Source organism: Lunatimonas sp. (assembly GCF_020832325.1).
Classification (GTDB): Bacteria; Bacteroidota; Bacteroidia; order Cytophagales; family Cyclobacteriaceae; genus Lunatimonas.
In genome coordinates, this window is sequence record NZ_JAFIEU010000011.1 from 1 (window position 1) to 20,192 (window position 20,192).

15 protein-coding genes, 1 tRNA gene and 1 pseudogene are annotated in these 20,192 nt (G+C 47.3%); 7 read left to right on the top strand and 10 right to left on the bottom strand.

Features of this window, described 5'->3' with window-relative positions:
• A pseudogene (locus JJU34_RS03240) lies at nt 1-377 on the bottom strand (hypothetical protein); the annotation flags it as partial.
• Nucleotides 378-991: 614 nt separating this feature from the next.
• Nucleotides 992-1,076 (bottom strand) — tRNA-Ser (locus JJU34_RS03245).
• A 265-nt stretch (nt 1,077-1,341) separates the two neighbouring features.
• On the opposite strand from JJU34_RS03245, the gene JJU34_RS03250 reads away from it, so the two are divergent.
• Nucleotides 1,342-2,874 (top strand): DUF4394 domain-containing protein, encoded by a 1,533-nt coding sequence (locus tag JJU34_RS03250; RefSeq protein WP_228690894.1) that lies wholly within the window; start codon nt 1,342-1,344, stop codon nt 2,872-2,874.
• Between the two features lie 75 nt (nt 2,875-2,949).
• Here the strand turns inward: JJU34_RS03250 and JJU34_RS03255 are convergent, their stop codons facing one another.
• The 5 genes from JJU34_RS03255 to mltG all read right to left on the bottom strand — a co-directional run bounded on the left by JJU34_RS03255 (nt 2,950) and on the right by mltG (nt 8,816).
• Complete coding sequence (locus JJU34_RS03255) at nt 2,950-4,149, bottom strand: acetate kinase (protein WP_228690895.1); 1,200 nt, start codon at nt 4,147-4,149, stop codon at nt 2,950-2,952.
• Nucleotides 4,150-4,176: 27 nt separating this feature from the next.
• Complete coding sequence (pta, locus tag JJU34_RS03260) at nt 4,177-6,273, bottom strand: phosphate acetyltransferase (RefSeq protein ID WP_228690896.1); 2,097 nt, start codon at nt 6,271-6,273, stop codon at nt 4,177-4,179.
• A 117-nt stretch (nt 6,274-6,390) separates the two neighbouring features.
• Nucleotides 6,391-7,332 (bottom strand): YihY/virulence factor BrkB family protein, encoded by a 942-nt coding sequence (locus JJU34_RS03265; RefSeq protein ID WP_228690897.1) that lies wholly within the window; start codon nt 7,330-7,332, stop codon nt 6,391-6,393.
• 10 nt (nt 7,333-7,342) lie between these two features.
• Entirely contained in the window at nt 7,343-7,762 is a 420-nt protein-coding gene (locus JJU34_RS03270; protein ID WP_228690898.1) for a thioesterase family protein, read from the bottom strand.
• Between the two features lie 7 nt (nt 7,763-7,769).
• Nucleotides 7,770-8,816 carry an endolytic transglycosylase MltG gene (gene mltG / locus JJU34_RS03275; protein WP_228690899.1) on the bottom strand — a complete coding sequence of 349 codons (1,047 nt, stop codon included), beginning with the start codon at nt 8,814-8,816 and terminating at the stop codon, nt 7,770-7,772.
• Nucleotides 8,817-9,154: 338 nt separating this feature from the next.
• Here mltG and JJU34_RS03280 point away from each other — a divergent pair, with 338 nt between their 5' ends.
• The 4 genes from JJU34_RS03280 (at nt 9,155) to JJU34_RS03295 (ending at nt 14,251) form a co-directional block, all read left to right on the top strand.
• Entirely contained in the window at nt 9,155-9,784 is a 630-nt protein-coding gene (locus JJU34_RS03280; RefSeq protein ID WP_228690900.1) for an L-threonylcarbamoyladenylate synthase, read from the top strand.
• Nucleotides 9,785-9,837: 53 nt separating this feature from the next.
• Nucleotides 9,838-10,473: a WbqC family protein gene (locus JJU34_RS03285; RefSeq protein WP_228690901.1), complete on the top strand. Its 636-nt coding sequence runs from the start codon at nt 9,838-9,840 to the stop codon at nt 10,471-10,473.
• A gap of 73 nt (nt 10,474-10,546) precedes the next feature.
• Nucleotides 10,547-13,075, top strand: a complete 2,529-nt coding sequence (locus tag JJU34_RS03290; protein WP_228690902.1) for an ATP-dependent Clp protease ATP-binding subunit — start codon at nt 10,547-10,549, stop codon at nt 13,073-13,075.
• A 252-nt stretch (nt 13,076-13,327) separates the two neighbouring features.
• On the top strand, nt 13,328-14,251 hold the full coding sequence (locus JJU34_RS03295) for a hypothetical protein (protein ID WP_228690903.1): 924 nt from the start codon (nt 13,328-13,330) through the stop codon (nt 14,249-14,251).
• An 11-nt stretch (nt 14,252-14,262) separates the two neighbouring features.
• On the opposite strand, the gene JJU34_RS03300 is transcribed toward JJU34_RS03295, so the two are convergent.
• The 3 genes from JJU34_RS03300 to JJU34_RS03310 all read right to left on the bottom strand — a co-directional run bounded on the left by JJU34_RS03300 (nt 14,263) and on the right by JJU34_RS03310 (nt 18,341).
• On the bottom strand, nt 14,263-15,828 hold the full coding sequence (locus JJU34_RS03300; RefSeq protein ID WP_228690904.1) for a SulP family inorganic anion transporter: 1,566 nt from the start codon (nt 15,826-15,828) through the stop codon (nt 14,263-14,265).
• 225 nt (nt 15,829-16,053) lie between these two features.
• A complete protein-coding gene (purB, locus tag JJU34_RS03305) occupies nt 16,054-17,397 on the bottom strand; it encodes an adenylosuccinate lyase (protein WP_228690905.1) in 1,344 nt (447 codons plus the stop codon).
• Between the two features lie 221 nt (nt 17,398-17,618).
• Nucleotides 17,619-18,341, bottom strand: coding sequence for a DUF4397 domain-containing protein (locus JJU34_RS03310; protein ID WP_228690906.1), 723 nt, complete (start codon nt 18,339-18,341; stop codon nt 17,619-17,621).
• Between the two features lie 230 nt (nt 18,342-18,571).
• On the opposite strand from JJU34_RS03310, the gene JJU34_RS03315 reads away from it, so the two are divergent.
• Nucleotides 18,572-19,672 (top strand): ferredoxin--NADP reductase, encoded by a 1,101-nt coding sequence (locus tag JJU34_RS03315; RefSeq protein ID WP_228690907.1) that lies wholly within the window; start codon nt 18,572-18,574, stop codon nt 19,670-19,672.
• A gap of 9 nt (nt 19,673-19,681) precedes the next feature.
• A complete protein-coding gene (locus JJU34_RS03320; protein ID WP_228690908.1) occupies nt 19,682-20,179 on the top strand; it encodes a hypothetical protein in 498 nt (165 codons plus the stop codon).
• Nucleotides 20,180-20,192: the final 13 nt, after the last annotated feature.

The following is a 20,192-nucleotide window of genomic DNA, read 5'->3' on the forward strand; positions in this document are numbered from 1 at the left end:
GGTATGCCCAATTGCCGGTTCTGACCGTTGTCCTTGGGTATCTCTACCCTGCGAACAGGATTGGGGCGGTACTCGCCCCGCAATATGGTTGTTATTAGTTCATCCTTATGGGAAACAAGATAGTCCTTAAGAGATTCGACTTCCATCTTGTCAACTCCGCCAACCCCTTTATTGCGCTTAACTTGTAAATAAGCTCTGTTAAGGTTCGATGGTGATAGGATGTACTCCAACATACCATATCCTAATTGGTTATAATCCGTGAGCTTGTTTTCAGTTATCCACATGAAAGTCTGCCCTCCCACATTACCTTCGGATGCCGTCCTATTCTTTTGCGGGCAGGTCTTTTCTTCAAAGATATTCTGCTCTCTATCCTTCATGCGGTAACATTCATTCAGTTCTCACTACTTAAAGTTCAGCCCTTCCCAAATATAGTCGGTATCTGGTACTATGGCCTCGGCTGACTTCTCATGGCTAGCTTTACTCCGTGCTTCTTACTCCGTTTCCGCACGTCCATGAGACCTCCCGTGGTAAGACAACTCACTTTCACTCCATGTCCCCGCCTCATTTACACTCCAAGGTCCGTGTAATCTTTGGACTTCGACTTGTTTAGCAGTCTCATCCCATTGGATATGCCTGATGTGGTTCGTGTTCCTCGGGGCAGAGTTTTGCCGCCTGCTTCCTTCAGATTCCACCTCACGATGGACACCCTTGCTATTGGCTAGTGGTTGGCGATTACAAACCCCCACAGTGGACTTTCACCACCTAGTTAGTTACCATGCACGGCACACTAAAAATAGCCAGGCAACTTGCCCGGCTATTTCTGTGCAGAGGAGGAGGGATTGACTACATCGATCCCGTTTTGGGGGAGTTGCAAAAGAAAAGCCTACTTACTCCGTTCGTTTGGACTTTTTTGCTTTTTACGAAGCTCAAGCGAGCTTGGCTTCATAAAAAGCAAAAAGCCCTTCCGCTATGCGGAAAGGCTTTTCTTTTGCAGAGGAGGAGGGATTCGAACCCCCGGAACCTCTCGGTTCAACGGTTTTCAAGACCGCCGCGATCGACCACTCTGCCACTCCTCTATTATTCCAGTCGAATTTCCCCAAAAGCTTTTTACTCCTTTTGGGAATGCAAAGGTAATCCCATTCTTTGATTTTTCAAATGAAGGCCACTGTATTTTTTTTGATCTCAACTGGTTTTCATCCACTACAATCCAGCTCTTTGATTTTCAGAGATAAAGAAAACCTGTTACTGACTCCAACAAAAAAAATCTGAGTTTTCTGCCACTACCGAAATCCAAACGTGCAACACAGATCGTACATGCCCCAAACCAAACAAATTTCTATCATGATTACAAACCACTTTTCAAAAAACCTCTTGGGCGTACTTGCCCTAGCTGCGAGCCTAAGCCTAGCGGCCTGCAACGACGAGATGATGCCAACTGTAGAAAACCCCGATGGGGAAATGGGGATCGCACCTGACCGTATGTTTACTGCTCTTACCAACGACAACCGCATCGTTCAGTACCATGCCCGAAACCTGACCGATCCCATGGATATCCGTAGCATTACCGGACTGCCCAACGGCGAGATGATCATCAGCATAGACTACCGACCCGCCACCGGCCAGCTCTATGCACTCGGCAGCAGCAGCCGACTCTACCTAATCAACGAAAATTCCGGCATGGCCACACCACTCGGGGAAGGCCCCTTCTCCCCAACCATTATGGGCGAAAACGCCTCCATCGACTTTAACCCCACCGTGGACCGCATCCGATTGGTTACCGCCTCGGGTCAAAATCTGCGCCTTCATCCCGAACTGGGAACTGTCGTGGCCACCGACGGTAACATCAGCGGTGGCAACAACCCCCAAATCGGTGCCGTGGCCTATACCAATAGCATGGCAGGTGCTTCCTCCACCCTACTCTACGATATTGACTTCGCCACTGACAAGCTCTACATCCAGAATCCCCCAAATGACGGTGGCTTGGAAGAAGTAGGTGATCTAGGGATTGACTTTATGGGCATGGGCAATTTTGACATCAGCCCGGACAATGCTGCGGCGCTGGCCGTCACCCAGCATGAAGATGAATCCAGACTCTACACCATCAACCTCTCCTCCGGAAAGGCCGAATGGGTGGGGAAATTCGCCCTCCCGGTGGTAGGCATCGCTTTCAAGACCAACCCAGTGGCCTACGCAACCACCGCAGACAACAAACTACACCGTTTTGATCCCACCTCCCCATCCATAAATACAGTGGACATTACCGGATTAATGGACGGCGAGTGGATTGCGGGACTTGATTTTAGACCAGCTAACGGAGCGCTATACGCCATCAGTAGTGAAAGTAGGTTGCTGACGGTAAATACCGCCAATGGTTCTGTAATGGAAATTGGAAGCGGACTCTATCCAAGTCTGATGGGAGACAGCTTTGGTTTTGATTTCAACCCCACCGTGGACCGCATCCGACTGGTTAGCAACACCGGCCAAAACCTAAGACTTCACCCGGATCTCGGTACAGTAGTGGCTACAGACGGAGACCTTAACCCTGGTACCCCAAGGGTAAACGGCGCCGCCTACACCAACAACTTTGCAGGAGCCTCCAGCACCCTACTCTATGTGATCGACTCGGAAACCAACATGCTGTATACGCAGGACCCGCCAAACGACGGAGTACTGGTACCTGTAGGTGCATTGGGATTGGATATAAACGAAGACAATGGATTTGACATTGGAGGAGATTCTAACACTGGCTTTGCCCTGCTAAAAGTAGGCAATGCAACAGCCGTGTACACGATTAACCTCTCTACCGGCATGGCCACCAAGGTCGCTGACTTCGCTATCGAGCCTACAGCGATGGCTATAGGGTTAGGGTTTTAACAACCGCTAAACCAGTAAGAATCCGCATGGCCCATGGACACCGCATTGGAGCCATGCGGATTGTTTAGAAGGTCCCTATCCTTCCTGTACCAACGCATGGGTTTGAAGTCCAATTTCCAACTCCTCGTTTGTGGGAACCACCAGCACCTTTACCGGGGAAGAACCTTCCTGGATCTCTCTTAATCCACTACCCTGCCGGTTTTTTGACTGGTCTAGGCGAATACCCAAGTAATCCATGTCTGCACAGACGGCCTCCCGCATGTCGGGATCGTTTTCGCCTACCCCGGCCGTAAAAATCAACGCGTCTAGTCCATTGAGCGCTGCACAGTAAGCCCCCACGTATTTCTTAATGCGATAGGCATACAGTTCGTACGCGAGGCGGGCATCCTCTTCTCCTGCTGCTATGGCTTTTTTCACATCCCGCATATCGCTATAGCCACACAGACCCAAAAGCCCACTTTTCTTGTTGAACACCTCGTTCACCTCCTTGACGGAAAAACCCCTTTCCCGGATTAAATGAAAAATAACGGAGGGATCAATATCTCCGCACCGGGTACCCATCACCAAGCCCCCCATAGGACCTAGCCCCATGCTATGATCCATAGAAATGCCGCCGGCAATTGCGGTAATGCTGCATCCATTGCCCAAGTGGACAGTTATGAGCTTAGCATCGGGTTTACCCAACACAGCCTGTGCCCTTTTGGCTACGTACTGATGGGAGGTACCGTGAAAGCCATATGCACGAATTCCCTGATCGGAATAGAGATCCTGAGGAATCGCATAACGATAGGCTCTGGGCGGCATCGATTGATGAAAGGCCGTATCAAAAACTGCTACTTGTTTTGCCTCTGGAAATAATTCCTCTGCCACCTCTATTCCCAAAAGGTTTGGTGGGTTATGCAGGGGCGCTAGGGAAATCAGTTCCTGTATTTTGGACTTTACCGCTTCGGTGACCAGGGTGGTAGCAGCAAATTCCTCTCCCCCGTGTACTACCCGATGGCCAATGGCGGAAACCTCTTCCAAGCCTGCTACCACCCCGGCATCCCTATCGATCAGCATACCCGTGACCTTCAGCAAGGCAGATTTATGGTCCGGAATGGGTACCTCTACCCGAAATACCAATTCCTGACCATCCCGATGCACGGTATGGGTAAGCGAAGAATTCGCCAACCCTATTCGATCTACCAACCCCACGCAGAGGGGGTATTCGGAAGGCATATCAAAAAGTTGGTATTTGAGCGAGGAGCTCCCTGAATTAATTACAAGTATCTTCATCCTGTTTGTTCTTTATACCGAAAAGCCCTATTCCTGTGCTTGAATGGCAGTAATAACCACCGTATTGAACACATCGTCTACCGTACAGCCTCGGCTTAGGTCGTTTACCGGTTTGTTCAATCCCTGCAAAATCGGGCCTATCGCCATGGCTCCGGACTCCCGCTGTACAGCTTTGTAGGTGTTGTTGCCTGTATTTAGGTCTGGAAAAATGAGCACCGACGCATTGCCCGCCACCTCGGAGTCCGGCATCTTTTGCTTTCCAGTTGCTGGATCCACTGCGGCGTCGTACTGAATGGGCCCTTCAATCTGAATCTCAGGATGCGAAGCTTTCACAATTGCCGTAGCCCTCCGTACCGTCTCCACGTCGTCCCCTGTTCCGGAAGCCCCAGAAGAATAGGAAAGCATGGCCACCCGGGGCTCTATGCCAAACTTCTTGCTGGTATCCACCGAAGAAATGGCGATTTCTGATAGCTCCTCGGCAGAGGGGTTGATATTGATCGCACAATCTCCAAAAACGGTGACCCGGTCGGGTAAACACATAAAAAAGACCGAAGAAACCAGTGAAATGCCTGGCTTGGTTTTGATAATTTGCAGGGCAGGACGGATCGTGTGGGCGGTGGTATGAATCGCACCGGATACCATTCCGTCAGCGTGCCCTTTGTACACCATCATGGTCCCGTAATAGGCCACATCACTCATGAGATCCCTGGCCACGCTGAGTGTCATGTTTTTTGCTTTTCGGAGCTCATACAGGGTATTCACATAATCCTCAAAGTACACCGCCTCCACCGGATTGATGATCTGGCAGTTATGCCTGTCCAAGCCCAACCCGAGTCGATTGATAGTCCCTAGGACTTCCTCGGGATCACCCAACAGCGTGATATTGACCACACCCTGTCGCACCAACCGGTCTGCGGCTTTTAGAATGCGCTCGTCCTTGCCCTCGGGCAAGACTATGTGCCGCTTACGCTGCTTCGCCCGGTTCACTAACTGGTATTGAAACATTCGGGGAGTAACCCCTGTCGGCTTAAAGGTGGCTATCTCCCGCTCTAGGCGCTCTACATCTATGTATTTCCGGAAGGTACTGACTGCATGGTGGATTTTTTCTACATCATCGGGCAGGATGCGGGAGTGTATACCTGCTACTTTGGTGGCTGCATAAAATGACGGTTCCTTCACGGCCAAAATGGGCAGGGTATGCTCGGAACCCTCAATTAACCGCATTACAGATTCAGGAAGCTCAAACCCACCTGTCAGAACCACTCCGCCTATTTTGGGGTAATTTTTCGACAAATCTGCCTGCATGGTTGCCAAAACAATATCGGATCGGTCCCCGGGCGTTACGACGAGCACGTTACGTTTGATGTGCTGTAAGAAATTTGGCACTTGCATGGCTCCGAAGATGAAGTGATCGGCTCGGTTCGCCAAGTGGCGCTCGCCAAAAAGCACGTTGGCACCTAGGTAATTTTTCACTTCTTGCATGGTAGGGCTCTTAAGCTCTTGGATCTTGGGGATTACGGCCAGCAGTATCGAAGGATCTAGCTGGGCCTGAAGCGTGGTCTGGATTTCGTCCAGTGCCAGTTCATCTACTTTATTGACCACGATTGCGACCACCTTTACCTTTCGGTCGATAAAATTCCGCAGTGTGACCATGGCGGCACTTGATATCTGAGAAACGGATTTTTCATCCCCGGAAAGTACAATGACAACAGGGGTTCCCAGATTCTTTGCAATGGTGACGTTGGCATCAAACTCAAACGCTGTCCCTTCTCCTAGGAAGTCGCTCCCTTCAATCACGGTGAAATCATACTTGGCTTCTATGGCCTTTTGGCGACTGATAATCGTATCGATGATCTCATCCTGATGACCGGATTCGATCAAGAGGTCGGCTTCGTTTTTGGTATAAGCGTAAGAACTATCGTAATCTATCGGAAGTTTAAAATGTTGGATCAACGTGTCGATATGAGGGTCCCTTTTTAAATCTGGGTGATGATTCACGATGGGCTTAAAATACCCCACCCGTTGCGCTTTGGCGAGAAGCATATCTACCAAGCCCAATGCAATCACAGACTTCCCGCTGAATGGCTGGGTGGTGGCAATAAAAATACTTTTGTTAGGCTGCATGAATTACGTCGGTTTTAAAATCAAAGTTATTTTTTACACATCCCCTCCCGACCAACTACACATTCAAATTTACTGTATTTTGGCCAATCCCCCACAGTCAATCTTTGGATGAACGGACTAAATCCGGGGTATTCGTCGCTTTCGCCGGTTGGCCGCCTTATCCAAACTGACATTGATCTCAAATCCCACTAAGATGATGATGGAAGTTATCCAAAGCCAAAGCATCAGCGCGATCATCGTGCCTATAGAGCCATACAGCTTGTTGTAGCTAGCAAAATTGTTCAAGTAAAAGGTGAAGGCGTAAAAGCTCAGGTTAATTAGCAATGCTGCCACGATGGATCCGGTTGAAAAAAACCTCCACTTATCGTGTACAACCGGGGCAAATCGAAAGATGTAGGCCGTGGCAATCAAAAACAGTAACAACAACACCAAAAACTTCAAGGTGGACAGCGAGTAATAATACAGGGTATTATTGACAAACTCGTAGGTGGAAAGTCGATACAACATGCCACTGCCAATAATCATCACCAAGACGGCCACGCATATGCTCAGTACCAACACCATGATGATACTGACCGCAATGGCCCGGGTGTAAAAAAAACCACGGCTTTCCTTGGTCTTGTAGACGGCATTAAAGGCATTCATCAGCGAAATCACCCCGTTGGTGGCAAGATACAGTGCCAAAAAAAAGCCCAGTGACAAGAGGCTTTGCCTGGGTTTGCTCACGATATCCATGATAGTGGCCTCAGCCTCCTGGTAGAGGGAAATCGGCATAAACTCTTGGATAAAAAGCAGGATATTCTCGGTGGTAACCGCCGCTACGAAGAATTGCACGTACGGGATGACGTTTAGCAAAAATAGAATCAGAGGAAACAACGCAATGGTAAAGTTAAAAGCCATCGCACTCGCCCGCTCAAAAATCTCATCCTTCTGTAGCTGCCGAAGAAAAATCTTTCCTACATCGTATACGTTTTGGTCCGGATTACCAAAATGGACCGTGCGCAACTTGATAGCTTGCTGATGGAGTTTGACGGCGATATCGTGGAGTGGCTTTCTCAAGGTGGCTGATTCACGAGGATTCCTTTTCGAAATACGGACGCAGTAGATCCAATAGATCCTTGGGCGGCCTACAGGGCTTATGGTCGGCAGTTCGCAAAAAGGTAAGCAGGGTCTCCCCTTGGTTGATCAAACGCCCCGCCTCGTTGTACACGTCGTAATGAAAACGGATACGCATGCCCGGCATTTCCTTGATGTGGGTTTGTATGGTGAGCATCTCATCGTATCTCCCCGGCCAGAGGAATCGGGTGTGGTTTTCCAGCACAGGCATCATAATGCCTTCCTCCTCCATTTGGCTATAAGAGAAACCTATGTTTCGCATGGCCTCCACGCGGCCCACTTCGTAGTACATGGCGTAGTTTCCATAATACACATACCCCATTTGGTCTGTTTCTGCATACCGTACTCTCAGGCTTGTCTCTGATGAAAACATGGCTTTTTTACTTATATATCTTAGACCTGTTCAATGCATTTTGATACCTCCGCGCATTATTCATGTGGTCCCTTAGGTTGGTTGCAAAGGCATGATACCCAGAGAAATCATCTTTGGCACAGAAATACAGATACCCATGGCTTTCGGGATTAAGCACCGCATCAAGCGCCGAAATCTCGGGTAAGTTAATAGGGCCGGGAGGAAGACCTACATGTTTGTAGGTATTGTAGGGACTGTCTATCTCCTTGTGCACATTCAATACCCGCTTGATCTCAAAATCTCCCAACGCAAACACCAAGGTAGGGTCCGCCTGTAGAGCCATGTTTATCCGCAACCGGTTAATATATACCCCCGCAACCCTAGGCCTTTCATCGGCTTTTGCGGTTTCCGCTTGCACGATAGAAGCCAGTGTGGATACTTCCTTTTGACTCATCCCCAGGGTGGCGGCTTTTGCCTTTCTTTCGTCGGTCCAAAACCGCTCGTACTCCTTGTACATTCTATCAAACAACCCCTCCGGACTCACATTCCAAAAAACCTGATAGGTATTGGGAATAAAAATGGAAAGAATGGTTTCCTTTTCAAATCCATAACGCGAGATCAACACCGTATCCCGCAACAGGTCCAGAAAGTCCTCCTCCTCCATTTCCAGATTTCGGGTGATCTTTTCGGCCAGATCGGTATCCACTCGCACATTATTAAATGTAACGTTTACTGCGGTCTGCCTACCGGAACGTAGCAAGGTCACCAGCTCCCGGTTAGAGAGGCGTGGGGGGATTCGGTAATGCCCGGGCAGCACGCGTTCTTGGTACTTCATGACTTTGGCCACAAAACTGAAGGTTAGCAGATCCTGCACTATTCCCTGATTGACCAGTTCGTCCCGTACGGTCTCAAAATCCGATCCCGTGCGGATGTAAAAACTGACCGGGGTGTCAGCCTCCACCAGCGTGTTGGGAGAAAAAAAAGCCTGATAAAAATAAAAGGAAAGGGAGGCAAACAGCACAGAGAATGCCACAATCCCTACCATAATGTATTTACTTCTTTTTTCTGACACCATATGCTAATAGCCCGATATATTATGGATTTCCCTGTCGGTTATCGCTCCGCACAACTCTTGGGATACCCCGTGGATAGGGCACAAATATAACACGAAAAACCAACATTGAGCCCGGTGGCACAGGGGATGTGGTGGACGGGCCGCCAATTCGCCCTGCTGAACCTCCCAGATAAATGCTCCGCAAATCCGAACACAATCAGACAATTAGGCATAGAAATTGTATTTTCATAAGCGATCAAGGGTAGATGCTTTTATTTGACAAATAAAAATTCTACTTTTCGCTAATTATATAGTCCTTTTGCATTACCTGCGGAGAGACTGACAAACCGAGCCGATACATGCCTGCTGAATATATCAAACTTTATCCGGAGAACCCTGACCCCAGGCGGGTGAGAAAAATCGTCGAAACACTCGAAGCCGGTGGGGTAATCATCTACCCAACGGATACGGTATATGGCTTGGGTTGTGCCATTTTCAATCAAAAAGCTATACAGCGTGTAGCACAAATCAAGGGGGTAAAACCCGAAAAGCACGACTTCTCTTTTATCTGCTATGACTTGAGTGACATCTCCGAATATACTCGGGCCCTTGGAAACAAGGTATTTAAACTGATGAAAAAATCTCTACCAGGTCCCTTTACGTTTATTCTGGAGGCGAGCAACAAAGTCCCCAAGCTGCTGAACAACAAAAAGAAAACCGTGGGTATCCGTGTACCGGACCATGCCATCCCCCGCCTTTTGGTCAAAGAGCTCGGACAGCCCATTCTGACCACGTCCATCCGGGATGAAGACGACGTGATCGAATACAGCACGGATCCCGAATTGATTTATGAAAAATACAAAGACCTGGTAGATATCATCATCGACGGTGGGTATGGCAACAATGTAGCCTCTACCGTGGTGGATTGCACCAACGATGAAATAACCATCATCCGACAAGGATTGGGTGAAATAGACGAGTACCTTTAACTTGCCGTTTGGAGCTAGCGAACCGGAGGAAAGATCGCAAACAAAATAAAAGCATGAACATTGTCCACACCGATCTTTTTTACTTGCCAAATCTGGAATATTTTTGTTTAGTAAAAGATTTCGGAGAAATTCGTATCCACCTGGAAGACAGATACGTAAAACAAACATATCGAAACCGTTGTGAAATTCTTCTCGCAAATAAAGTTGAAAAATTAAGCGTCCCGGTGAAGGAAGGAAAAAAAAACAAGCCTTTCCGGACCATGGAGATCGATTACGCCCAAAAATGGCTGCATGTACATCTGCGGGGAATACAAAGTGCCTATGGAAAGGCGCCTTACTTTGAGTACCTTTACCCCGAGCTTGAGGCTGTTTTTAAAAAATATCACCGGTTCCTTTGGGAACTTAACTTGGATTTACTGACAATTTGTCTTAGATTTCTAAACGCTCGCGCCAAATTGGTAATGCACGATGTCTCACTGCCAGAAAACGGCGAAGTAGACCTTAGAGGGGCCTTGGACGCGAAAACGGAGGAGTTGGAGCGTGAATTTTACTGCATAGCACCTTATACGCAGGTCTTTGGCGTAGACTTTGTTCCTAACCTGAGCGTTATCGACTTGTTGTTTTGTCAAGGTCCCGAAGCGAAATACATACTGGACCGATCGATAAAAAAGAAATTGAACAATACATAAAAGTATTGTGTTTTTAAAACAAATTCGATAGTATTAAACAAAGAATTGAAAAGCTGATAAGATAAGGACATAAATGGAAGCAAAATTTTCAAACAGAGTCAAAGAGGTAATCTCCCTCAGTAGAGAGGAAGCATTGCGTCTAGGTCACGATTACATTGGCACGGAACACCTCCTGCTGGGTATGATTCGTGAAGGAGAAGGTGTAGCTGTTTCCATTCTTAAAAAACTGGGCGTAAACCTGGATGAGTTAAGAAACGCCGTGGAAAGAGCCGTGAAAGGCACTGCAAACAATACGGTTAAAAATCTAGCCAACATACCGTTGACACGGCAGTCTGAGAAAGTATTGAAGATTACCTACCTGGAAGCTAAGATTTTCAAAAGTCAGCTTATTGGAACGGAACATTTATTGCTTTCTATCCTTCGGGATGAAGACAATATAGCCACCCAAATACTTCAAAAATTTGATGCCAACTACGATTCAGTAAAAGAGATGTTGGAATTTCAAACCGATCAGTCTCCACGTTCTGGCACCGAAGCCGATGACTCAGATGACGAAGGATCCAAGTTATTCGGATCTTCCGGGGGATCTTCTTCTGGAGCAAAATCCGGAACAGCAGAAAAATCTCGGACACCAGTTCTCGACAATTTTGGCCGAGACCTAACCCGCATGGCGGAGGAGGACAAACTCGACCCCATCATTGGCCGTGAAAAGGAAATCGAGCGGGTAGCTCAGATACTTTCCAGAAGAAAGAAAAACAACCCCATTCTAATCGGTGAACCAGGTGTGGGTAAAACAGCCATTGCAGAAGGACTTGCCTTACGAATCATTCAAAAGAAAGTTTCCCGCGTGCTGTTTAACAAACGGGTAGTTACGTTGGATTTGGCGTCACTCGTGGCAGGTACCAAGTATCGGGGTCAATTTGAGGAGCGCATGAAGGCCGTGATGAACGAATTGGAAAAATCCCCCAACGTAATCCTATTTATCGACGAACTGCATACCATCGTAGGCGCAGGCGGGGCGAGTGGTTCCCTCGATGCGTCCAATATGTTCAAACCGGCATTGGCCCGGGGTGAAATTCAATGCATTGGAGCCACCACGCTAGACGAATACCGACAGTATATTGAAAAAGATGGTGCATTGGCGCGTCGTTTCCAAATGGTGATGGTAGATGCTACCTCGCCAGAGGAAACCGTCCAAATACTCCAAAACATCAAAGATAAGTACGAAGATCACCACAACGTGATCTATACCCCAGAAGCCATTCAGGCATGTGTGAATCTGTCAGACAGGTATATCTCGGACAGATTTCTTCCTGACAAAGCCATTGACATCTTGGACGAAGCCGGTGCACGGGTACACATCAATAACATCCACGTACCGGAAAATATCCTGAGCCTAGAGGAGGAAGTGGAAAAAATCAAGGTGGAGAAAAACCGCGTGGTAAAATCGCAGAAATACGAGGAAGCCGCCCAACTCCGGGACCGTGAGAAAAAGCTGCTAGAGCAACTGGAAAATGCCAAGGCAAAATGGGAAGAGGAGAGCAAAACCAAACGTTACGTCGTCGAAGAAGACAATGTGGCAGAGGTAATCGCCATGATGACTGGGATTCCTGCGAAAAGGATCGCCCAAAATGAGGGTGTAAAGCTCCTTAATATGGGCACCGAGCTCAAAAATAAAGTGGTAGGCCAGGAAAATGCAATCATAAAGCTTACCAAGGCTATTCAGCGAACGCGGGTCGGCCTAAAGGATCCCAAGAAGCCTATAGGATCCTTTATATTCCTAGGTCCAACCGGTGTAGGAAAGACCGAGTTAGCCAAAATGCTGGCCACCTACCTGTTTGCAAAAGACGATGCACTGATACGCATTGACATGTCTGAATACATGGAAAAATTCAGTGTGTCCCGTCTAGTAGGAGCACCTCCCGGCTATGTGGGTTATGAAGAAGGTGGACAACTCACCGAGAAAGTCCGTAGAAAGCCTTACTCTGTGGTGCTGCTCGACGAGATCGAAAAAGCCCACCCTGACGTGTTCAATATCCTTTTGCAGGTGTTGGATGACGGTATCCTAACCGACGGACTGGGGCGCAGGGTAGACTTCCGAAACACCATCATCATCATGACCTCTAATATAGGGGTAAGGGATCTGAAAGATTTCGGAGCAGGCATTGGATTTTCATCCAAGGCCAAAGAGGAAAACTTGGATGACGTCATGAAATCGACGATTCAGAGTGCGCTGAAAAAAGCCTTTAGTCCTGAATTTTTGAACAGACTGGATGACGTAGTTATCTTTAACAGTCTGAGCAAAGATCATATCCATCAGATTATTGACATTAACCTGGCCAAGCTATTTAAGCGCATTACAGACCTCGGATATGCCATTAAGCTGACGGACAAGGCAAAAGATTTCCTTTCAGAAAAAGGGTATGACAAGCAGTACGGAGCACGGCCGCTGAACCGCGCCATACAGAAATACCTAGAAGATGCGATCGCCGAAGAAATCTTAAAAGGTGAACTTTCGGAGGGAGATATCATCATGGCTGATTATTCCGGTGAAGGAGACGAATTGTCTATCAGCGTAGAACGAAAAGAAAAAGCCGACTAAAAAATCTGGCTAACACCATGGAAAGCGGAACTTAATGGTTCCGCTTTTTTTTTACAAACTAAATCGAGCCTGCTTACCGGACAGGCAGGCACCTAGCCGCACATAGAGCGATGCGCCGATGGCTATCGGGGAAAACAATTATAGACACATGAAATCGAGCATGACGTAACCGTCACACACTGGGATGCCCCGATAGCTATCGGGGCAAACATGCGAGATTCCATCTGACCATTAAAAATCAATTATAGACAGATGAAATTCTACATCGAGCTAATTTGGAAGCTGTTTTTTGCCTTGTCGATTTTTCCCTTTCTGCTTGCCGAAAAATTGCAAGAGAAGTACGAAGTACGTATCGACCCTCAGGTCGTTGATACGCTTTTTTCACAACCTATCGCCGTAGGAAAACTCGAAAACAAAGACATCGACGAAGCAAGCGGCCTCGCCGCCTCCTGGCAACACCCAAACCTATTATACACCCACAACGACAGTGGTGGCGAACCTCATCTTTATTTGATGGACTATCAGGGAAAAAACCGAGGCAAAATAAAACTCCAGGGAGTAAAAAACAGGGATTGGGAAGATATAGCCATCGGTCCAGGCCCAACAGCAAATAAATCCTACGTCTATGTGGGGGAAATCGGCGACAACCAAGGAAAATACCCACACATTAGCCTATTTCGGTTTCCAGAACCCACGGATATACAGAGCGAAATGGAGGTAACACCGGAAACCTTTCACCTGACTTACCCCGACGGCCCCAAGGATGCCGAAACCCTTATGATAGATCCGATCAGCGGGGATATCTTTATCTTGTCCAAACGAGATTCGAGCAATACGCTATATACCTTACCTGCCGACAAACTGCGGCATGATGGACAGCCACTGGAATTGGAAAAAATACGCAAACTCCCCATCACCATGTCAGTAGCCGGGGACATATCCAAAGACGGCCGCCACATCGCGATAAAAAATTACTGGGTGATCTACTACTGGCCGAGGTTGGAAAACGAAAGCATCGCGCAAGCCCTCGCCAAAGATCCCGTATTACTTCCCTATAAACCGGAACCGCAAGGGGAAGCCATTGCATTCCTACCTGACGGTTCCGGCTATTTTACACTGAGTGAAAAACGGATGAAAATTGATCCGGTACTCTACCGTTACAACCGACTACCCTAGTACCAAAACGTTTAGTGAAGTGATTTGGTGACTACCGATTGGATATCGATGGTTTCTACCTCAATACTTCGCTCCAACGCATTGGTTCTAAAGTTTTCGATCACCTCTAACACATCGTAGTCGATCACTTTGGAATTTGATCCATCAATGATGACCTTGGAATCGTTAGGGATTTTATTTAGAGCAGAAATCAATGCTCCTTTATTCAGGAAGCTTACTTCTTCAGAAAGGACGATGTGGTACACCTCCGAATCCAAATCCTTGGTTTCCTTATAGAAGTAGGCATTTTTGTAATTTCTCATTAGGATATACACTACCCCAATCGCCATGCCAATACCGATACCTTTTAGCAGGTCAAACAGGATGATGCCGAGTATAGTAGCAAAAAATGGTAAAAACTGATCCCAGCCGAGCTTATACATCGTCTTGAAGAGAGATATCTTTGCCAGTTTGTAGCCTACCAACAAAAGAATCGCAGCAAGACTCGCCAATGGAATCAGATTTAACAAATTGGGAATAATCAACACACTCAACAGCAATAGCAGTCCGTGAAAAACCGCCGACATCTTGGATTTGGCTCCGGAACTGACATTGGCAGAACTGCGCACAATTACGGCAGTTACCGGTAGCCCGCCGATCATCCCGTTCACCATGTTACCTACCCCCTGCGCAAACAACTCCCTATTAGGCGGCGAAATCCGCTTGTAAGGATCGATTTTATCCGCAGCCTCCAAGCTTAATAACGTCTCCAAACTGGCGATAATGCCTATTGTAATGGCCACCATCCACACCTCTGCATTCAGGAAACCACTGGGATTCAAAAACATCAACTGATCCACCAAACTACTGAATCCGGAGATTTCCGGTAATTTGACTTTGTCTTCCGTCGTGATGTAAAGCCCTTCTACGAAAAACTTAAAGAACTTATTCAGGCCGATACTGGCCAATACGGCTACCAATGCCCCGGGCAATAGCTTTAACACCTTGTTTTGTTGAATCATCGGCTTCTCCCAAAGCAACAGGATTCCTAAGGACATCAAAGCGACAATCAGAGATCCATATTCAATCACATTGGTCAATAGCAACTTCAGGGACAAAACTGCATCTAAGTCGTTAACGAAAGGTGCATACTCCAAGAGTGTGCTGGTATCCGCAACCCCAAAAGCATAGGGTATCTGCTTAATAATCAAAATAATCCCTATACCTGCAAGCATACCCTTAATCACCGAAGTGGGGAAGTAATAGCCTATCACACCCGCCTTGGCCACTCCTAACCCTACCTGTATAGCGCCGGCGAGGAACACCGCGGTCAAAAACAAATCAAAGGCGCCCAAGTCGGTAATTGCATTCAAAACAATCACGGTTAGGCCCGCTGCCGGACCGGATACGGAGGTGTGTGATCCAGACAAAAAGCCAACCACAATCCCCCCGACTATCCCGGCAATTACCCCGGAAAACAATGGAGCACCCGAAGACAGCGCGATTCCCAAACATAAAGGAAGCGCAACCAAAAACACTACCAAACCGGCTGGCAAATCCGAACCAAGATTGGCAAATAAACCCTTTCTATTAGGCATTATAATTTGAGTTAATCGTTGAATAGAATGATTAAGATATTAGTGACTATCCTTTCACACGCAAAAAGGATAATTTTATCCCAAAATTAAGTGGTTTTAACGCAATATACCTAACCAGCCAAATAAAAATAGCATGTTAGCGCATATCCCAAAATGACATTCGTAATTTGAAATAAACTAAAGCTAACGGTAATTCTACTGGCAACGTTGCGCCTTTCGTGTAATTTATTTTCCGGTGTAATTGAAAGGGCTGATTTTCAAAAGTTCAGCCTTCACCTCAGGCCCTATGGAAAGGGATTGAATAAACGCCTTAATGCGCTCCTCAGTGATGGGTGTATTGGTTCTCGTAAGGTCTTTCAGTGCCTCGTATGGCTTGGGGTACCCCTCCCTTCTCAACACCGTCTGTATTGCTTCTGCCACTACTGCCCAGTTATCTTCCAAGTCTGCATCCAAGGCTGATTGATTAAGCTCTAACTTGTCCAAACCCTTGATCAGCGATTGAAAGGATATGCTCATGTGTGCAAGCGGAACCCCAATCACGCGTAACACTGTGCTGTCCGTCAAATCCCGCTGCAGCCTGCTTATCGGCAACTTTGCCGAAAGGTGTTCAAGCAGCGCATTGGCAATGCCAAGATTTCCTTCTGCATTCTCAAAATCTATGGGGTTTACCTTATGTGGCATGGCGGAGGATCCTACTTCTCCTTCCTTGATCTTTTGCTTAAAATAATTCATGGCCACATATTGCCATACATCCTTCGAAAGGTCTAACAAAATGGTATTGATCCGCTTGAGGCCATCAAAAAATGCTGCCAGATGGTCGTAATGCTCGATCTGAGTGGTAGGATAACTGCGGTGCAAGCCTAGGTACGATGCAACAAAACTATCGGCAAATCCATGCCAGTCGTATTCCGGGTACGCTACGAAATGCGCGTTCATATTTCCCGTGGCACCACCAAATTTACCTGAAAACGGAACCTGAGAAATCAGCTCAAGCTGCTGCTCCAGCCGGCTTACAAACACGGTAATTTCCTTGCCCAACCGCGTGGGAGAGGCTGGCTGACCATGGGTCTTGGCCAACATGGGAATAGCCGACCACTCTGCCGCCCTTGCTTGAAGCGCCTCCAACACCGAATTCAACTCCACCAGGATCGTATCTCTCCACCCATCCCGCAGCATCATAGGGATCGCCGTATTATTGATATCTTGGGAGGTTAGCCCAAAATGAATAAATTCCAGATAGTTCCCCAACCCAAGACCTTCAAATTTCGACTTCAAAAAGTACTCAACAGCCTTCACATCGTGATTGGTCGTCTTTTCAATATCCTTGATATAATTTGCGTCGGTTTCGGAAAAATCAGCTGCCAACTTTCTCAACTGAGGGAACACAGCGTGATTCACCCCCTGTAATTGGGGTAGTGGCATTTCGCAGAGGGCAATAAAATATTCGATTTCAACCTTAACCCTGTACTTGATCAGGGCAAACTCCGAAAAATACCCTCTCAATGAGACGGTTTTGCTCCCATACCTTCCGTCGATAGACGAAATTGCAGTCAAATGATTTAGTTCCATGATTCAGCCGTTGCTTCCCGTAAGTTAACAGAACGCAAAAATACGCTTTTATTCCGAATTTACCGGCCAAATGTCGGGATTACACCTCCTGACTCCCTCTCATTCGGCTAGTAACGGCTGCCTGTCTGCAAAAAAAAGCAACCCTTGAAGGATTCTTTGCCATCCATCCAAAGGTTGCTTTGAAGCGGCAGTCTGCAAAAACCCCACTTGTCACCTAGTTACTAGTAATTCGGGTAATTTCTGAGCAGCTGAAGGCTAAGTCTGTTCTCCGTACCAGAGGTGTTTTCTTTGTAGCCTCGAAGCACCAGTGTATAAATTCTTCCAGCAAGGATCGAAATATCATTGGCCGAGACCAGTTCCTCTTCTCCGGATTCCGCGTCCAGAATTTTAAGTGCAAAACGCCCCGCATCTATGGCCTTGTACGCGCTAACTTCTCCAAACGCCTGGTCTTTCAGCACAGGTTCCACTGCCGTACCCACCCTAAGGTGTACCTCCGGTGAATCAGGGGATAGATGAGCCAGTCGAAGCAGCGCCTTACCCTGACCGGGATTCTCAAGCTGATCTTTGACAATTATCGGCTCAAACAAATCCTCGTGTTCCGCAATAAAAAAAGAATAAGCCTCACTGGCCTTCAGGGTGACGACCGTATCCAGCAAGCTGCTGGAAGCTCCAGGATTCCGAAAGGAAAAACTCCTTTGTCCCGTGTAAAAATTACCGTATTCGAAGTAATTGCCGTACCCAAAAGGGTTGGAATTGTACACTCGGTTATCGACGGTAATCGTAATGGGGTCGGTCTGCGGCGAACCGTGGTAAAAGGAAACAAACGCAATGGGAGTCGCCTCGGGCACAGACTGCTCGTCTAGACAAGAACTCGCACCAAAGGCCAAAAGTAGCCACGCTAATACCTTCAACCCATTTATTTTCAGGGTTTTCGAGCTATTCATAGATTCAATCATCGTTGGATTTAATTAGTTTTCAGCGCCAATACGTACAAACTCACGAAAACGCTACAACAAAAGCAGAAAAATATAAATTTTTACTAGAACCTTTGAATGTCTACCGTGGTTTACATGATGAAAAACTATTAATGAATGCCTGCGGAAATTCCTAATCCTGTAAATAACCCGTAGGTTTGTGTAAAAATTAGCGTTGATCACCCTAACATACAGAAGGAATGCTTTTCAATTTATTTTCTAAAAACCCCAAAAACAATACTGACTCCTCTCCCTACCTTACCCTGAAAGTAAGGGAAATCATAAAAGAAACCCCGGATGCTACCACCATCTATTTCGAGCAGCCGGAACCCCACCTAGATTACAAGCCGGGACAGTTCCTCACCGTGATCGTGGATATCAACGGAAAAGAAGAACGTAGGTCCTATAGCCTCAGCACGTCACCGTTCGTCGATCCCTTCCCGGGAATTACGGTAAAACGGCTAGCCGGAGGCCTGGTATCCAATTACCTAAATGACCAAATAAGGCCCGGAAAGAAAATCACTGTGATGAAGCCTCTGGGTAACTTTACTTGTGACTACCATTCCAAGCACCAAAGAACATACGGAATGATCGTAGCAGGAAGCGGAATCACGCCGGTGATGGGATTAGCCAAATCTATCCTGGTCAATGAACCCGAATCGAAAGTAAGTCTCCTGTACGGTAGTAGGTCCGAAGAACAAATTATCTTCAGGGACCGGTTAACAGCGCTCAGTCACCAATTTCCTGGGCGCTTGGAAATTATACACCAACTTAGCCGACCTGCGGACTCCTGGACCGGTAGAAAGGGAAGAATTGCTGGAGAGACAGTACGTACGTTTGCAGAAAGTCTACTGCGTGATCGCCCATCGGATGCACGTTTTTTTCTGTGCGGACCCAATGAGTTGATGGAAACTGCAACCAACGTACTACTGGCCTTGGGGGTAGATAAAGAATCCATCGTTTCGGAAAACTTCTACAAAGAACCTGAGGTTATAGAAGAATTGCACGCACAGGAAGCCGCCCCAATTCACAAGCAGGTCACCATTGTATTGGAAGGAGAAACTCATACCTACGAAGTAGCTCCTGGAAAAACGATCTTGGAAGCCGGTCTGGATGAGAACATTGACATGCCCTATTCTTGCCAAAGCGGGCTGTGTACTGCATGCAGAGGGCGTCTACTATCTGGAGAAGTCAGCATGACAGAAGACGCTGGCTTGAGCGAAAATGAAATCGCTCAGGGCTATATCTTATGCTGTTCATCCAAACCGAAGGCCGGTGACATAAAAATTAACATCGAATAAACATCGCTCATGAATTCCCCCAATCCATTGAAAAAAGAATTTAGGGTGCTGGAGCGAAACGTTCTGATACTGACGGCGGTACCACTCCCGCCGTTTGCCTTTGCCTATTTGTACACAACAGGTGGATCCATGAGTCTCGATCTACCGGAATTACCTACCTACTTAAGTTCTGGTATGTTGGGCGCCGCCATTGGATTGTTGGTGTGGCAAGTCCTTGCCTTTAACCAACAAGTACGTAGGATACGCATGCAAGAAACATCGATCCTCACTAGGTTACGGGCATATTCGACTGCCTCCATCCATCGGTTTTGGATGTTATTTGCTGTAGGCTTTCTCTCAGCCGTTGGGCTGCTGTTTTCGGAAAGGCCGGGCTTCACGATTACCTATGCCGTTTGTCTGCTCTTTGTATCGCTGGGAAAACCAACCCCCGACCGCATCGCAAAGGGACTTAGGCTGAAGGGAGAGGATAAAGAGCAGGTGTATGACATCAATCGCAGGGATCCGTAATCATACACCCCCC